Origin of the sequence: Streptomyces sp. NPDC050988 (genome assembly GCF_044456225.1) — a bacterium.
Lineage (GTDB): Bacteria > Actinomycetota > Actinomycetes > Streptomycetales > Streptomycetaceae > Streptomyces.
On the sequence record NZ_JBITFQ010000039.1, the window covers coordinates 57,400 to 72,670 of the forward strand.

Here is a 15,271-nt window from a genome sequence, read left to right on the forward strand (position 1 = left end):
GGGAACGGGCGGTGTGCGGCAGGGAGTTCCTGCCCGCCTCTGTCACATTGCGCGCCGACATGGCACGATCCCCGAGGCCTTCGTAAGTTACTGACGGTAAATCAACTTGGGGGTTGGTCCATGGGAACCGGCAAGCGGAGCCTGACCACTACGGCCATGGCCCTGGCCTGCGCGGCAACCATCCTGTCCGCGCCGGGAGTGGCCTTCGCGGCCCCGACTCCGACCCCCACGCCGACTCCGACTCCGACTCCGACTCAGAGTTCAACGCCTGCGAGCACCAAGGACCTTGAAGCGGTCCGCAAGAAGCTGGACACGCTCTACCACGACGCGGCGGTCGCCACGGACGCGTACAACCTCGCGGAGGAGCGGGCCGAGGAGCAGTCGACGCAGATCGTCGGGCTGGCCCGCTCGATCGTCGAGGGGCAGGCGCGGCTGGACCACCTGAAGGACCGCGCGGGCGCCGCGGCCCGCGCCCAGTACCGCAGCGGCGGACTGCCGGACGAGGCCAAGCTGATGCTCAGCGACGACCCGGCGCAGTTCCTGGACGGCGCGGGCCGGATCCGCGAGGGCGCCCAGGCGACCAAGGGCCTGCTCGCCGAAATGAAGCGCACCCAGGAGGACTTGGAGCAGTACGCGCGCGACGCGGCGGCCCAGTGGAAGAAGCTGGAGTCCAACCGCGAGGCGAAGGAGAAGGCCAAGAAGAAGGTCAAGAAGCAGATCGCCGCCGCCGAGAAGCTCGAGTCGCAGCTGGAGAAGGAAGAGAAGAAGCGCCTGGCGAAGCTGGAGCAGCAGGCCGCGTACAAGGCGCAGTCGGCCTGGCTGGGCTCCGGAGTCCTCGACGAGATCAGCGGCGAGGCATCGGCCCAGGGCAAGAAGGCCGTGGAGTACGCGACGAAGCAGATCGGCAAGGCGTACGAATGGGGCGCCGAGGGGCCCAACACCTTCGACTGCTCGGGGCTGACCTCACAGGCGTGGGCGGCCGCCGGGCAGGGCATCCCGCGCACGTCCCAGGAGCAGTGGAAGCAGCTCGACCGCGTCGCCGTCGAGGCCATGCGCCCCGGCGACCTCATCATCTACAACTCGGACGCCAGCCATGTCGCCCTCTACATAGGCGACGGCGCGATCATCCACGCCCCCCGCCCGGGACGTACGGTGACGATCGCGGGAGCGGGATCGATGCCGATACTCGGGGTCGTACGCCCCGAAGAGTGACGTCACCGGTCCGCGGGCGCGATGCCACCGGTCCGCGGGCGCGATGCCATCGGTCCGGCGGCGACACGGCCGGTCCGCCAGAGGCGCCGCCGGTCCGCCAGTGATGCCGCCGGTCCAGCGGTGATGCCATCGGTCCACCAGTGACATCACCGGTCCAGCGGTGACACCGCAGGTCCACCCGGGCCGGACGACCGGTCGGGGACGCTCACCGTCGCCCCGGACCGGGCACACGACGACCCGGAAGCCCACCCGTCGCCCCGGACCGGGCACACGACCCGACCCGGAACGCTCACCCACCCACCGGGGTCATACGTCATGACAAGTGGCACTTGGTCGCTTTGGTTCCGCCATCGGCGTGACCTGTCGCACGTGATGCGCGGCACGTTCAGGGCGGCCCGGCAACCCCCGGGGCGTGATGTACGTCATCCCGGAAAAGGGCGCATCCTGCCCAATTGCGGTACGGGATGCGGCATATGACGGTGGCTGTTTTGAACGTGCCAGGGCCTCCGCCATTCCTTTGTGGCGGCGGCTGACGCTATGGTCCCCGTCGGTGGACCGAGACCCCTCGATCCACCGTGCCCTCGGGGGGAGGGAAGGAACCCAGACGATGCCCGTACCCGTACCGCGGCAGAGAGCGATCCCCGCCGTGGAAGGTGGTCAGGCTCGCGCCGCGTCCTCAACCGGCGGACCGGCTCAGGCCGTGCCCGCACCCGGCGCCCTGTCCGGCCAGGCGCCGCCCTCGACGAGCCGCGACACCTGCGGCGACACCGACCACGGGAGCGACGCCCACCACGGCGGCCTCCACAACGGCAGTGCCCAGACCGGCACGGCCCCGCTGACGCTGCTCGTGATCGAGGACGACCCGGCCGGCTCGCTGAACGTGCCCACCCTCCTGGACTCGGCCGGCAAGCCCATACGTATCCGTACCGCCCGCAACCTCACCGAGGCCGAGCGGCTGCTGACCGACGACGTCCAGTGCATCCTGCTCGACCTCGCGCTGACGACCGGCGGCCGGACGGCCGCCGACGTCGGGCCGGAGGACGAGCTGGCCACGCTCAAGCACGTGCTGCGGCTCGCGCCGAGGCACGCCGTCCTCGCGCTCACCGCGTCCGAGGACGCCGAGCACGGCGCCGAGGCGGTGCGCGTCGGGGCCCAGGACTACCTCTTCCGCGACGAACTGGACAGCCGGCTGCTCAGCCGCGCGATCCGGTACGCGGTGGAACGGAAGCGTTCCGACACGGCCGAGCGGCGGCTCACCGAGTCCAAGCTGCGCGCTCAGGAGAACGCGCGTCTTGAGCGCGGCCTGCTGCCCACGCCCCTCCTCGAAGGCTCCTCGCTGCGGTTCGCCGCGCGCTACCGGCCCGGCCGCTCGCGCGCGCTGCTCGGCGGCGACTTCTACGACACCGTCCGCACCCCCGACGGCACCGTGCACGCCATGATCGGCGACGTCTGCGGCCACGGCCCCGACGAGGCCGCGCTCGGCGTGGAGCTGCGGATCGCCTGGCGCGCGCTGACACTGGCGGGCCTGTGCGGCGACGAGCTGCTCTCCACGCTCCAGCAGGTCCTGGAGCACGAGCGCGACAACGACGAGATCTTCGCGACGCTCTGCACGGTGGACATCGCACCGGACGGCCGCCGCGCGGGTCTGTGCCTGGCCGGTCACCCGGCTCCGCTCATCTCGCGCCCCGCCCGTTCGCGCGCCGCCATCGGCGCGGACGGAGCCGTGGAGCCGGCTCCTCCCGTCGCCGAGCTGCTGCCGTACGAGAACGGCGGCCCGGCGCTGGGTCTGCTGCCGAACGCCCGCTGGCCGCGCCGGCAGGTGGAGCTGGGCGGCGAGTGGAGTCTGATGCTCTACACGGACGGCCTGATCGAGGGCCGGACCGGCGAGGGCCGGGAGCGGCTCGGCCAGGACGGGATGGTGGACATGGTCCGCCGCCAGTTGGCGCAGGGGCTGCGGGGCGAGGAGCTGCTGCGGGCCGCTGTGAACGAGGTGCGGGACCTCAATGGCGGAGAGCTGACGGACGACGTGGCTGTGCTGCTGCTGGACCGGGTGGCTTAGCGGGCCGCTCCGCGGGGTCCCGCTGTTCCCTGGCTGCGGGCCGGCTGTGGCTGGGGCCGGCTGTGGCTGGTCGCGCAGTTCCCCGCGCCCCTGAAGGGGCGCGGGTGTGCGACTGGGGAGGGGCGGGCTCAGCGGCCGCCGTTGTACGGGCCGTACGGGCCGTCGCTGCTGCTTCCGCCTCGGCGGCCGCCTCCGCCACCCGAGACCTGCCTGAGCGCGGGCCGGACGTCGACGAAGAAGACGATCGTGGCGATGAGGCCGGCGATCTGCAGGAACACCATCGGGACCAGCAGATTCACGGCCACCGTGACGCCCAGGATGACCAGCCAGAACATCTTGCTCTGCTTGTTCGCGGCGCGGTACGCGTCGTCGCGCGCCAGGCCGGCCATCACCAGCGCCACCACCGCGAGCACCAGCATGCCGAGGAAGATCAGCGACATGAAGCCGCCGAACGCGGTCAACAGCACTTGGCCCACCTACCCGATTCGAGTCCTCGTCCCTACGCGGTCACCGTACCCGCAGAACGGGTCGGGGACTCCGATAGTGCCCGGAGTCCCCGACCCGTTCTCATAACGCCCCGCCGCCGTTGCCCGGCGGCGGCGCCGCGCCTACTTCGCGGGCGGCGTGGTCTTCTTCGCGGTGGTCTTGCGGGCGGCCGGGGCCTTCTTGGCCGCGGTCTTCTTCGCCGGGGCGGGCTCGGCCTTGGCCTCGGCGGGCTTCTCGTCCTTGACCTCGACCGGCTCCGGCTTCGGCTCGACGGCCACGGCCAGTTCCTCGATCTCCTCGGCGGCCTCGCCGCGCCAGGTCTTCACGGTCTGCTCGCCGCGCTCGGCGACCTTCTCGTACGTCTCGCGCGCCTTCACGGCGTACTCGGCGGCCACGCCGACGCTGCGGAGGGCGAAGTCCTGAGCCGTCTCACCGATCTTCTTCAGGTCGGTGTCCAGGGTGCCGATGAACTCGTTCACCTTGGTCTGAATGGTCTCCTGCGCCTCCTTGGCGCGGGCGGTGGCCTTCTCCTGGACCTCGTTCGGGTCGATGCCGCGTACGGCGTCGATGCGAGCGGGCGCCTCGGCACGAAGCTGCTCGACGATGCCGGGCACCTTCTTGGCCTGCTGGATGGCCAGGTCGGCGGTGCCGGCGGCGAAGTAGAGCGGGGTCGGGTCGCTGAAGGTCTTGCGCAGGTCGTCGGTGATGGCCATGGCGATGGTCCTCCCGGAATCGCTAGTGCTTGAAGCGTGAGGGTTTTGTGGTGCGGTACTCCGCCGCCGGCCGGGCCGTTCCATGCCGTGCCCGGTCGTGCCGTACCGGCCACGCCGTGCTCGTCATGACGTGCCCGTTCAGCTCGCGGAGGACTGCTGGTCTTGAGGGTCGTTCCTGTCCTGCGGGTCGTTCTTGTCCTGCGGGTCCTGCTGGTCGTACGGATCGTGCTCGTCGTACAGGTCGTGCGGGTCGTTCGCTCCGGCATCGCTGCCGTCGGCCGTGCGGGCCCTGTCAACGACGGTGTCCGGGCCATCCGTCACGTCCGTTACGCCGGCCGTGCCGGTCGCGTCCGGTGCGTCTGCCGCACCGGGGACGCCCAGAGCCTCCTCGACCGCCTTGATCCCGACCTCGATCTCGAACCCGTTCTCCTTGCGGAAGGACTCGTAGATCTGGAGCAGCACCTGCTTCTGCCGCTCGTTGAGCGTCGGGTCGGCGAGGATGACGGCACGCGTCTCCACCTCGTCCCGGTCCCGCTCGGCGTCGAGGATCCCGGCACGGACGTACAGCGTCTCGGCGGAGATCCGCAGGGCCTTGGCGACCTGCTGCAACACCTCCGCGCTCGGCTTGCGCAGCCCGCGCTCGATCTGGCTCAGATACGGATTGGACACCCCGGCGGCCTCGGCGAGCTGCCGCAGGGACAGCTGCGCGTTGCGCCGCTGTTCACGCAGATACTCACCGAGATTGCCGACGTTGAGCGATGCCATGCCCCCACCCTGCACCACGCCCGCTAACTATTGCAAGCACATGCTTGCAAAAGTGCGCCACGCCACTTTCGGCGGCGTTGTCAGTGGGCTCTGCCAGGGTGTGCGTCGTGGACGAACTGGTGGAGCGTGTTGACCATCAAGATCGCGTGCTGGGGGTGGTCGTCAGCCGTCGGCAGGCCGTCCGGGAGGGTTGGCTGCACCGGGTCGCCGTGACGGTGTGTCGTGACAGCCGTGGCCGGATCCTCGTTCACCGGCGGTCGGAGCGGCTGTCGCGCTTCCCCGGGCTCTACGAGGTCGTGGTCGGTGGCGCCGTGGATGTCGGCGAGTCCTATGAACAGGCCGCCGCGCGGGAGCTGGCCGAAGAGCTGGGCGTTCGTGTGCTGCCGCGCTTGCTGTTCACGTTCATCAACCGCAGCGGTTTGAGCCCTCACTGGCTCGGGGTGCACGAAGCCGTGGTGCCGGACACGGTGGCCGCCGATCCTGATGAGGTCGCCTGGCACGGCTGGCTGACCGAGCCGGAGCTGCGGTCGGCCCTGCTGGAGTGGCGCTTCACCCCCGACAGCCACGAAACCTTCAGCCGGTATCCCGCGTTCCGGACCGCGCGGTCCTGACCTTGCCCGCTTCTCGGGCTGGGGCGCTCGCTTGCGGCCAACTTGCCTGCAAAAAGCATGGAACACGTCAACAACGATGCGAATACGGCGACAGATCTCGTGCTCAGCGCTTCGAGTCTGGTCCGCTTCACCCGGCGTCTCAGACGATCTGGTCCACCGGGACTGTCAGCAGGCGTCGGATCCGGGCGGTTCCACAAGGTGCCCGTCGTGGGTTGTCTTGGCAGACCAGCCGTTCCACCGGGCTCCGCTTCCTGAGCCTGGCACTCGACCAGACTGGGGTCCCTTGCCACCAGCTCCGAAGCCGCAACTTCGTGGCCTGGGCCGTAGCTGTCGTCATGGGGGAACGCGATCCGCTGCTCTCGCGGCTGCGGGGCCTTTGGGCACCGACGCACACGTACGGCCGTACTTGAGGTCGCTCGCTTGAGGTCGCTCGATGTGGGCGTCGGCAGTCAGACGGCCCGGTCCGTTGCCGGGGTGGGCCGGGCTTCGGGGGTGGGGGAGGCGAAGGCGGTGCCCGGGAGAGCGAAGGTGCGGGTGAGATGGGAGAAAGCGGTGGAGCGGAGTGCGAGGCGGAGGAGGAGGCAGCCGAACGCGGCGCCGAGGGTGTTGGTGATGAGGTCGTCGACATCCGCCCCTCGGCCGTTGCTGAACAGGATGTACATGCCGAGTTGGGTGAGTTCGATCGAGGCGCTCACGGCCAGGGCACGAAGGGCGACCCGCCCCGGGCCGAGTTCCCGGCGGGTCATGAGAGGGAGCAGCATCCCGAAGGGGAGGAACAGGATCACATTGAGCGGGAACGAGACATCCATGCCGAGGAGGCCCGTGAGAGGGATCAGCTGGACCTGATTGGTCCAGGGGGAGAGGTTCTGGCCCCGGTCCACGATGATCGGGAACAGGGTGAAGTGCAGGGCACCCGCCGCGTACAGGACCGCCACGAGCCGGGTGAGCGCGGGCCTGCCGTGCCAGCCCGGCCGTTGACGGGTGGCACGAACGGCGAAGAGCACGGTGAAGGCGGCGAGGAGCGGCCCGAGCACCTCAATGGATTCGATGCGGAAGGTGATCCCGCTCATGACATGCTCCTTGGTGTGACGGATCGCGTAACCGGCTTGACCAAGTCGACTCTGCCCGGCGGTCCGGAGCGCCGGATCGGCCGAAAGCCAGATCTCGCGCCGCCCGCTACGACTTTCGGTGGAGCGGCGCGCGGCGTCCGGTGGTCCTGGGCGACATGGCTGGCATGGCTGGTGTGGGTGGTGTGGCTGGCGCTGGTGTTCCTGGTGTTGTGGTTCGACTACCTGGCGCTGGGCATCGACGACAGATTCGGCAACCGTTCCGCCAAGCCGGTCAGCGCCCTGCTGGCGGTGGTCGCCGTCGTCGGCACGCCGTGGCTCGGTGCGCGGGCCCTGCCCGTGGTCGGTGCTCTGGTGGGGGTGACGTCGCTGGCGGTATCGGTCCTGTTGCGCGCCGGTCCCGGCAGCGCTCCGGATCCCGTGGCCTCGGACGCGTACGGGTTCGCGGAGCCGGCGGCGCTGCTGTGGCTGATGCTGCTCGTCACGCTGCGCGGGCGGCGGGGCTGGGTGGCGTGGGCGGCACCTCCGCTGCTGTGGGCGGCGATCGTGCTGCGGCCGCTGGCGGTCGCGGTAGGGGAGAACAGCGTCATCGTGGCGCTGATCTTCGCCGTTGGGGCGACCGCGGTTCTGGGCGCCGGCGTCGCCTGGCGGCTGGTCGTGGCGGACCGGCGGCGGCGGGCGGCGGCGCTGCGCCTTGAGCAGCGGGCCGAGTTCGCCCGTGATCTGCATGACTTCGTCGCCCACCACGTGACCGGGATCGTGGTGCAGGCACAGGGCGCGCTGGCGATCGCGCAGCGGCGGCCGGAGCTGGTGCCACCGGCGCTGGAGCGGATCGAACACGCCGGGTCGGAGGCGCTGACGTCCATGCGGCAGATGGTCGGGATGCTGCGGAACGCCGACGGGGCACCGGCCCTCGCGCCGTTGGCCGGGATGGCAGAGGTGCGCTCGCTCGTCGAGGAGTTCTCGGCGGTCGGCGGCGCCTCGGCCCGGCTCGAACTGACGGGTCCGTTCGACGACCTGCCGGTGGAGGTGACCACCACCGCCCACCGGGTGGTGATGGAGGCGCTGACCAACGTACGCAAACACGCCCAGGGCTGCACCGAGGTGGAGGTGTACGCGGTCCGGCACGGCGACGGCCTCACGGTACGGGTCAATGACGACGGCCGGCCGCGCCGTACCTCCGGTGGTGGGTTCGGACTGCGAGGGCTGGCCGAACGGGTGAACCTGGTCGGCGGTGACCTCCGGACGGGCCCGGCCGCGGAGGGTGGCTGGAGCGTCGAAGCCACCCTTCCGGCCGCCCCGGCCCCGGTCCGCGTCCCGGGCGGAGGGACCCGTTGACCATCCGCGTACTGATCGCCGACGACCAGGCCATGGTCCGCGCCGGATTCACGATGATCCTGGGCGCCGAGGACGACATCGAGGTCGTGGCCGAAGCGGTGGACGGCCTTCAGGCGGTGGAACTCGCCGAGCGGTACCGCCCCGACGTGGTGCTGATGGACATCCGGATGCCCCGCCTCGACGGCCTCGACGCGCTGCGCCGGCTGAACCGCCCCGGCGCCGTCGACCCGCCGAAGGTTGTCGTGGCGACGACCTTCGACGACGACGAGTACGTCCACCGCGCGCTGCGCGACGGTGCCTGCGGTTTTCTGATCAAGGACTCCGGTCCGGCCCTGCTCGTCGAGGCCGTGCGGGCGGCGGCCTCGGGTGAAGCGCTGGTCAGCCCCTCCGTCACGGTGCGGCTGCTGCGCCGTCTGAACGCTCCGGCGCCCGGCCGTCAGGTGGCGCCGAGCCCCCTGTCCGCACGCGAGCTGGACCTCGTGCGCCTGGTGGCCCGGGGCTGTACCAACGCGGAGATCGCCGCCGCACTGACCATCACGGTGGGGACGGTGAAGACCCACTTGGGGAACGTGCAGGCCAAGCTGCACGCCCGGAACCGGGTGGAGATCGCCGCCTGGGCCTGGGAATCCGGCCTCGTCGGCCAGGAGTGAGACCGGGAACGACCGTCGTCCCGGCGACCGTCTCTCCTGCTGTGCCGAAGCCCTGCCCCGGTTCCGCCTTCCCCCCCATAAAAAGGCGCCGGAGGCGGCGTACCACCCCCGCGTCCCGTCAGCCGGTGGTGAGGAGTTCGAGTGTGTCGATCACGCGGTTCGAGAAGCCCCACTCGTTGTCGTACCAGGCGACGACCTTGACGTGGCGGCCGTCGACGCGGGTGAGGGCCGAGTCGAAGATCGACGAGGCGGGGTTGCCCACGATGTCGGACGACACCAGCGGGTCCTCCGAGTATTCGAGGACGCCTGCCAGCGGGCCCTCCGCCGCCGTGCGGTACGCCGCCAGCACGTCGTCGCGCGTCACGTCGCGGGCGACGGTCGTGTTGAGTTCGACGATCGAGCCCACCGGGACCGGTACGCGGATCGAGTCGCCCGACAGCTTGCCTTCGAGGTTCGGCAGCACCAGGCCGATCGCCTTGGCGGCGCCGGTCGTGGTCGGCACGATGTTGACGCCGGCGGCCCGGGCGCGACGGGCGTCGCGGTGCGGGCCGTCCTGGAGGTTCTGCTCCTGCGTGTAGGCGTGCACCGTCGTCATGAACCCGTGCTCGATACCGGCGAGGTCGTCGAGCACCTTGGCCAGTGGCGCGAGCGCGTTGGTCGTGCAGGAGGCGTTCGAGACGATCGTGTGCACGGCCGGGTCGTACGCGTCGGTGTTGACGCCGAACGCGAGCGTGATGTCGGCGCCGTCCGACGGCGCGCTGACGAGCACCTTGCGCGCGCCCGCGTCGAGGTGCGCCTGGGCGGCCTTGGCCGAGGTGAACCGGCCGGTGGCCTCCAGGACGATGTCGACGCCGAGTTCCGCCCACGGCAGCTGCGCCGGTTCGCGCTCGGCCAGCACCTTGATCCGACGGCCGTCGACGACGAGTACGTCCCCGTCGACGGTCACCGGCCGCCCGAGCCGGCCGGCCGTGCTGTCGAAGGCGAGCAGCCGGGCGAGAGTGGCGGGCTCCGTCAGGTCGTTGACGGCGACGACCTCCAGGGCGCTGTCGCGCTCCAGCAGTGCGCGCAGCACATTGCGTCCGATGCGGCCGAATCCGTTGATGGCGATGCGAGTCATGAGTGGTGTCCCTTCCATTCCAGACCGTTCGGGACCAGGCTCGCCCGCGTCCGGCGCCGCTGACAGTGGCGGGATCGCCATGGTTCAAAAGGATCCCGCCACGCCCCGGCAGCACGCCACCCACGCCCCCACCCATGCCCCCGCCCCGCCCTCCGCACGGTGCCTGGCGGCCGGGTCACTCGCCCCGCGTGAACGTGCGCCGGTACTCGCTCGGTGTCGTGCCGAGGATGCGCTGGAAGTGCAGGCGCAGGTTCGCGCCGGTCCCGAGCCCGATGTCGGCGGCGATCTGTTCGACGCTGCGCTGCGAGCGTTCGAGCAGTTCGCGGGCCAGGTCGATGCGGGCGCGCATCACCCACTGCATCGGCGTGTAGCCGGTCTCCTCGACGAAGCGCCGGGAGAACGTACGCGGCGAGACGCCCGCCTGCCGCGCCAGTACGTCGAGGGTGAGGGGCTCTCCGAGCCGGTGCAGCGCCCACTCGCGGGTGACGGCGAACCGCTCGCCGAGCGGCTCGGGGACGCTGCGCGGCACGTACTGGGCCTGGCCGCCGCTGCGGTAGGGGGCCGCGACCAGCCGCCGGGCCGCGTGGTTGGACGCGGCGACTCCGAGGTCGCCGCGCAGGATGTGCAGGCACAGGTCGATGCCGGAGGCGGCGCCGGCCGAGGTGAGCACGCTGCCCTCGTCGACGAACAGCACGTTCTCGTCGACCCGGACGAGCGGATGCCTGGCCGCCAGTGCCCGCGTGTAGTGCCAGTGCGTCGTGGCGCGCCTGCCGTCGAGCAGCCCGGTGGCGGCGAGCGCGAAGGCGCCCGTCGAGATGGCGGCGAGCCGCGCACCCCTGTCGTGGGCGGCGATCAGCGCCTCGACGACGGCCCGCGGCGGGTCCTCGCGGTCCGGGAACCGGTAGCCGGGTACGAAGACGATGTCGGCCCACGCGAGCGCGTCGAGGCCGTGGGCGACGGAGTACGCCAGGCCGTCGCCGCCGGTCACGAGACCGGGTGTCGCCCCGCACACCCGCACCTCGTACGGCATGCTCGCGCGGGTCGTGAACACCTGCGCGGGAATTCCGACATCGAGCGGCTTCGCACCCTCAAGTACAAGGACGGCGACGCGATGCAGGCGGGGTGCGGGCACAGGAAGAGGTTACGTGGGGAGGTGGGGCGTGACTCCGACGTGACTTCGACGTGACTCCGATACGCCCCCACCTCCCCGCGGGGCGCGCCCTCGATACGCCCCACCTCCCCGCGGGCGTGCCCTCGATACGCCCCACCAGCGCGCGGACGGGGCAGGCGCTCGCGCCGACCGGAGCGGATTCAGGCCGGGGCAGGAACCGGCGGGGCGGTGAAGTCCACCTCGGCCGCGGGCAGGACACGGATGCCGCGCGCCGGGAACCCGATGTGCCGGTAGATGGCGTTGTGGTGCATGACGGCACGATCGGACGCGACGAACCCGTCCACGTCCGGGCGGGCGGAGGTGGTGTGACCGTCGGCGACGAGCACGAGGTCGTACCCGCGGCTGAGTGCCTGCCGTGCGGTCGTGTCCACGCAGAACTCGGTGGCGAACCCGGTCACGACCACCTCGGTGACGCCGAGTTCTGTGAGCAACGGGCCGAGGTCGCTGTCCAGAAAGGCGTCGGCGGTGCCCTTCCTGACGACCTTCTCGCCCTCACCAGGGGCCAGTTCGGGCACGATCCGCCACGCTTCCGTGCCGGGCTCCAGCCCAGGACCGTCGTGCTGGACCGTGATGACGGGCACGCCGGCGCCACGAGCGCGTTCCTGGAGCAGGGCGATCGTGGCGACGGTCTCCTTCGGCCGGTGGGAGATGGCCACGGCGGCGTTCTGCATGTCGAGGACGAGGAGCGCGGGTGTATGGGGCATGAGGGCACCGTATTGGGGCGCGGATGGCCGGGGCGACGGTTTTCGCCGGAAGGTCGACACCCGCTTTTCACCCTTCCGGGCAGGGCTGCCACCGGCCACACCTGCCGGCGGAGCCCGAGAGCCGAACCCTCGAGACTGTTCCGGCGGAGGCCGCCGAAGCCGTACCGGAATTCCGCCGTGTTTTGGCTGCGGGGCGGTGGGGGCTTGTCGCGCAGTTCCCCGCGCCCCTGGAGGGCGCGCCGATGCCGGGGTCGGCCACGTACGAATAGCCCCGCTCTTCACGGGTTCCCGCGGCCCGCCGCGCGGCGATAGCGTCGGATCCCATGATCGTATGGCTCAACGGCACGCACGGCGCGGGCAAGACGACGACCGGCGCACTCGTACAGCGGCTCATCCCGGACTCGCGGGTGTTCGACGCCGAGAAGGTCGGCGAGACGCTCATGGACATCGCGCCGGCGCTGCCCGGGCCCGGGACGGACAACTTCCAGCACTGGCCGCCGTGGCGGCCGCTCGTGGTCGAGACCGCCCGACGCGTACTCGACTACGCGGGCGGCACCCTGGTGATGCCCATGACCGTCCTGGTCGAGCAGTACTGGCGCGAGATCAGCTCGGGCCTCGCCCAACACGCCATTCCGGTACGGCACTTCGTCCTCCACGCCGACCAGGACACCCTCCGCGGACGCATCGCGGGCGACACCGTTCTCGGCCCCGACTCCCCGTTCCGCCTCCGGTACCTGGAGCCCTACGCCGAGGCGGCCCGCACCTGGCTGCACGCCGAGGCCGAGGTCGTGGACACCACGCACCTCACGCCCGCCGAGGCCGCCCTGCAGATCGCGGAGCGGGTCGGGGGCAACGACGGTTAGCCCCCATTCCTGCCCCGAACCCGCAGGTCGTCGGGTATGCGGGCCCTGGCTCCGACGCGGGCTCGACGACCTCGCTGGCGATTTCAGGACAACGATCGCGGCGGCGGTCGCCGCGCTTCCGGCGGGGTGCCCCGAGCAACTGTGCGGAAGTCGGGCTGCCCCGCGCTGGCGGAAAAGCACGGGGCACACCGGCCGCCTGGGGAACCATGAGGCATGCGCCCAGATGAGTGGCACCTCACCGATGACGTCGACGAATTCCTCGCCCGCGCCGGAGACTTCCTGCGCTCGCGGCCCGGCCCGCATGTCATGCAGCTGACGTGGGCCGAGAGAGTGCGGAAGCGCGGGGCGGCCTCGTTCGGCTCCGAAGCCCCCGTCTTCGGCGTGCTGGAGCGAGCGGGTGAGGTCAGTGGCACCTTCTTCCGCCTCCGGCCCCGCGCTCTGGGCCTCTCCCCGCTCACGCCCGAGCAGGCGGACTCCCTCGCCGCCCGCCTGGCCGCCCTCGGGCACTCCCCGTCCCGTGTCAGCGCGGACCACAGCACCGCCACCGCCTTCGCCGAGGCCTGGCAGCGGCACACCGGCGCGACGCCGAAACTCCACGACACGCAGGTCCGTCTGTACGGCCTCGGCACCCTCACCCCACCGGATCCGCTACCGGCCGGCCGGGCCCGTGTCCTGGGCGAGCAGGACCTCGACGAGGCCGTTTTCTGGTGCGGCGAGTTCTCCAAGGCCGTCGGCGAAGACGTCACCATCAACGCCGACACCTGGGCCACAACCCGCTACGCCGACAAGCGCTACACGCTCTGGGAGACCCCGGACGGCACCCCCGTCTCCGTCGCCGGCATGAACCCGCTGATCGGCGGCCAGATCCAGGTGGACGTCGTCTACACCCCGGCCCACCTGCGCGGTCACGGCTACGCGGCCGCCGTGTCGGCGGAGGTGAGCCGGGCCGCGCTGGCCGCGGGCGCCAAGGACGTCGTCCTGTTCGCGGACGTGGCCAACCCGACCAGCAACGCCCTCTACCGGCGCCTCGGCTATCGCGCGATCACCGACTGGTCCGCGTACGACTTCTCAGCTGCCGGTCAGTAGGTCAGTAGGTCAGTAGGTCAGTAACGGAGAAGCCAAACCCGCCGCCGGTCACTAGCGTGATGGGCATGGATCTCAAGCTCGCACAGTGCTTCATCGCCGTCGACGACCACGACAAGGCACTCGACTTCTACCGCGACGTGCTCGGTCTCGAAGTGCGCAACGACGTCGGATTCGAGGGGATGCGCTGGGTGACCGTCGGCTCGCCCTCGCAGCCGGACGTGGAGATCGTCCTGGAGCCGCCGCTCGCGGACCCGAACGCCACGCCCGCCGACCGGCAGGCGGTCGCCGAGCTGATGGCCAAGGGGCTCCTGCGCGGCGTCATCTTCCGGACCGACGACTGCGACGCCCTGTTCGAGCGGATCCGCGCCGCGGGCGGCGACGTGCTGCAGGAACCGATGGACCAGCCGTACGGAGTACGCGACTGCGCCTTCCGCGACCCGGCGGGGAACCTCCTGCGGTTCCTCCAGCCGCGCAAGAAGTAGCGCGGCGCGCGGCAGGGGGCGTGACGAGTGGCTCGGCGACCACAGGGGAAGCGGTCGCCGAGCCACTGCCTGCTGCCCGCTGCCCGCTACCCGCTACCCGCTACCCGCTACCCGCTACCCGCTACCCGCTACCCGCTACCCGCTACCAGATGATGACCCCGCCACCGATCCCCAACGCCCGTCGAGCCGCGTTCACGATGTTGTCCAGGCGGCGGCTCACGTCGTCGGCGTGTTCGGCGTGGGACTTCCGCGCCCCGGTCCCCGGCTCCGCCCTCATGTGATCGGCGATCCGCGCCAGATGCGTACGGAGCAGATCGCACTCGGCGAGGAAGTCGGACACCTCGTCCGGCGCCACCGTCAGGTCCTCGGTGGCCAGCCGCGGGAAGAACCGCGCGCCGAGCGAACGGACCGGCTCCGACCCCCACACCTCCGTACGCCACCGCTCCCAGCCGGCCACGTCGGAGGACTCGGGCGGAACGTCCAGCACCTCGATGCCGCCCTCCGCTCTGGGCACGTACACATCGACCGACAGACTCATGGCAGGGAGTCGACCACGGACGGGCCCCGCCGGTCCACCACGCCCGGGCCAAGCTCCCGTCCTCTCCAGGGACCGGTGAGACGTCAACGGCCTCCGGAGTCGGCGTCCTTGTCATTCGGACGAGCCCTGAACAAGGCCTGAAATCACGCATTGCCCAACCGCACCCATTCCATTAACCTTTCCTCCGTGACTGCCGGGTCGGCCTTGGGCCAACAGCGAGTAGGGTTCCCGGCCTCCGAGTGAGGCCCGGGCGGGCCAGAGGGCCGCCCTTTCTGATTCAAGCGCGCCGAGCGCTCGTACGGAGTTTCCTGTACGAGTGCCATGCCGCGCCGCACGCGCCATGGCACGCCGCGCCGCGCCGTATGACAGCTTCCGCGTGCCGTTCCCGCGTACCGTTCCCGCGTACCGC

16 protein-coding genes are annotated in these 15,271 nt (G+C 71.1%); 8 read left to right on the forward strand and 8 right to left on the reverse strand.

Annotation, left to right across the window (positions count from 1 at the left end):
• Positions 1-120 precede the first annotated feature (120 nt).
• Complete coding sequence (locus tag ACIBEI_RS44270) at positions 121-1,212, forward strand: NlpC/P60 family protein (RefSeq protein WP_398896698.1); 1,092 nt, start codon at positions 121-123, stop codon at positions 1,210-1,212.
• Positions 1,213-1,819: 607 nt separating this feature from the next.
• The gene (locus ACIBEI_RS44275; protein WP_398896699.1) at positions 1,820-3,271 is read left to right on the forward strand and encodes a PP2C family protein-serine/threonine phosphatase; all 1,452 of its coding nucleotides are present in this window, start codon (positions 1,820-1,822) and stop codon (positions 3,269-3,271) included.
• Positions 3,272-3,399: 128 nt separating this feature from the next.
• On the opposite strand, the gene ACIBEI_RS44280 is transcribed toward ACIBEI_RS44275, so the two are convergent.
• From ACIBEI_RS44280 to ACIBEI_RS44290, 3 genes are all read right to left on the reverse strand, one after another.
• The gene (locus tag ACIBEI_RS44280) at positions 3,400-3,738 is read right to left on the reverse strand and encodes a DUF2516 family protein (RefSeq protein ID WP_361058399.1); all 339 of its coding nucleotides are present in this window, start codon (positions 3,736-3,738) and stop codon (positions 3,400-3,402) included.
• 141 nt (positions 3,739-3,879) lie between these two features.
• Complete coding sequence (locus ACIBEI_RS44285) at positions 3,880-4,470, reverse strand: hypothetical protein (protein ID WP_398896700.1); 591 nt, start codon at positions 4,468-4,470, stop codon at positions 3,880-3,882.
• A 138-nt stretch (positions 4,471-4,608) separates the two neighbouring features.
• Entirely contained in the window at positions 4,609-5,235 is a 627-nt protein-coding gene (locus ACIBEI_RS44290) for a helix-turn-helix domain-containing protein (RefSeq protein WP_398896701.1), read from the reverse strand.
• 107 nt (positions 5,236-5,342) lie between these two features.
• On the opposite strand from ACIBEI_RS44290, the gene ACIBEI_RS44295 reads away from it, so the two are divergent.
• A complete protein-coding gene (locus ACIBEI_RS44295) occupies positions 5,343-5,846 on the forward strand; it encodes an NUDIX domain-containing protein (protein ID WP_398896702.1) in 504 nt (167 codons plus the stop codon).
• Positions 5,847-6,295: 449 nt separating this feature from the next.
• Here ACIBEI_RS44295 and ACIBEI_RS44300 read toward each other — a convergent pair whose 3' ends face one another.
• Complete coding sequence (locus ACIBEI_RS44300; protein WP_398896703.1) at positions 6,296-6,916, reverse strand: VanZ family protein; 621 nt, start codon at positions 6,914-6,916, stop codon at positions 6,296-6,298.
• A 36-nt stretch (positions 6,917-6,952) separates the two neighbouring features.
• Here ACIBEI_RS44300 and ACIBEI_RS44305 point away from each other — a divergent pair, with 36 nt between their 5' ends.
• Together ACIBEI_RS44305 and ACIBEI_RS44310 are read left to right on the forward strand one after the other, a co-directional pair.
• On the forward strand, positions 6,953-8,251 hold the full coding sequence (locus ACIBEI_RS44305; protein ID WP_398896704.1) for a sensor histidine kinase: 1,299 nt from the start codon (positions 6,953-6,955) through the stop codon (positions 8,249-8,251).
• Positions 8,248-8,901: a response regulator gene (locus ACIBEI_RS44310; protein ID WP_398896706.1), complete on the forward strand. Its 654-nt coding sequence runs from the start codon at positions 8,248-8,250 to the stop codon at positions 8,899-8,901. Before ACIBEI_RS44305 ends, ACIBEI_RS44310 begins: the two co-directional genes overlap by 4 nt.
• A 118-nt stretch (positions 8,902-9,019) precedes the next feature.
• Here the strand turns inward: ACIBEI_RS44310 and gap are convergent, their stop codons facing one another.
• The 3 genes from gap to ACIBEI_RS44325 form a co-directional block, all read right to left on the reverse strand.
• Positions 9,020-10,018, reverse strand: coding sequence for a type I glyceraldehyde-3-phosphate dehydrogenase (gene gap, locus ACIBEI_RS44315; RefSeq protein ID WP_398896708.1), 999 nt, complete (start codon positions 10,016-10,018; stop codon positions 9,020-9,022).
• A gap of 175 nt (positions 10,019-10,193) precedes the next feature.
• Positions 10,194-11,150 carry a GlxA family transcriptional regulator gene (locus tag ACIBEI_RS44320; protein WP_398896710.1) on the reverse strand — a complete coding sequence of 319 codons (957 nt, stop codon included), beginning with the start codon at positions 11,148-11,150 and terminating at the stop codon, positions 10,194-10,196.
• 179 nt (positions 11,151-11,329) lie between these two features.
• Positions 11,330-11,893, reverse strand: a complete 564-nt coding sequence (locus tag ACIBEI_RS44325; RefSeq protein ID WP_398896712.1) for an isochorismatase family protein — start codon at positions 11,891-11,893, stop codon at positions 11,330-11,332.
• A gap of 323 nt (positions 11,894-12,216) precedes the next feature.
• Here ACIBEI_RS44325 and ACIBEI_RS44330 point away from each other — a divergent pair, with 323 nt between their 5' ends.
• The 3 genes from ACIBEI_RS44330 to ACIBEI_RS44340 all read left to right on the forward strand — a co-directional run bounded on the left by ACIBEI_RS44330 (position 12,217) and on the right by ACIBEI_RS44340 (position 14,324).
• The gene (locus ACIBEI_RS44330; protein WP_398896714.1) at positions 12,217-12,756 is read left to right on the forward strand and encodes an ATP-binding protein; all 540 of its coding nucleotides are present in this window, start codon (positions 12,217-12,219) and stop codon (positions 12,754-12,756) included.
• 213 nt (positions 12,757-12,969) lie between these two features.
• Positions 12,970-13,842 carry a GNAT family N-acetyltransferase gene (locus ACIBEI_RS44335; RefSeq protein WP_398896716.1) on the forward strand — a complete coding sequence of 291 codons (873 nt, stop codon included), beginning with the start codon at positions 12,970-12,972 and terminating at the stop codon, positions 13,840-13,842.
• Positions 13,843-13,907: 65 nt separating this feature from the next.
• Positions 13,908-14,324 carry a VOC family protein gene (locus ACIBEI_RS44340; protein WP_398896717.1) on the forward strand — a complete coding sequence of 139 codons (417 nt, stop codon included), beginning with the start codon at positions 13,908-13,910 and terminating at the stop codon, positions 14,322-14,324.
• A gap of 142 nt (positions 14,325-14,466) precedes the next feature.
• Here the strand turns inward: ACIBEI_RS44340 and ACIBEI_RS44345 are convergent, their stop codons facing one another.
• Positions 14,467-14,862 (reverse strand): hypothetical protein, encoded by a 396-nt coding sequence (locus tag ACIBEI_RS44345; RefSeq protein ID WP_398896719.1) that lies wholly within the window; start codon positions 14,860-14,862, stop codon positions 14,467-14,469.
• Between the last annotated feature and the right edge of the window lie 409 nt (positions 14,863-15,271).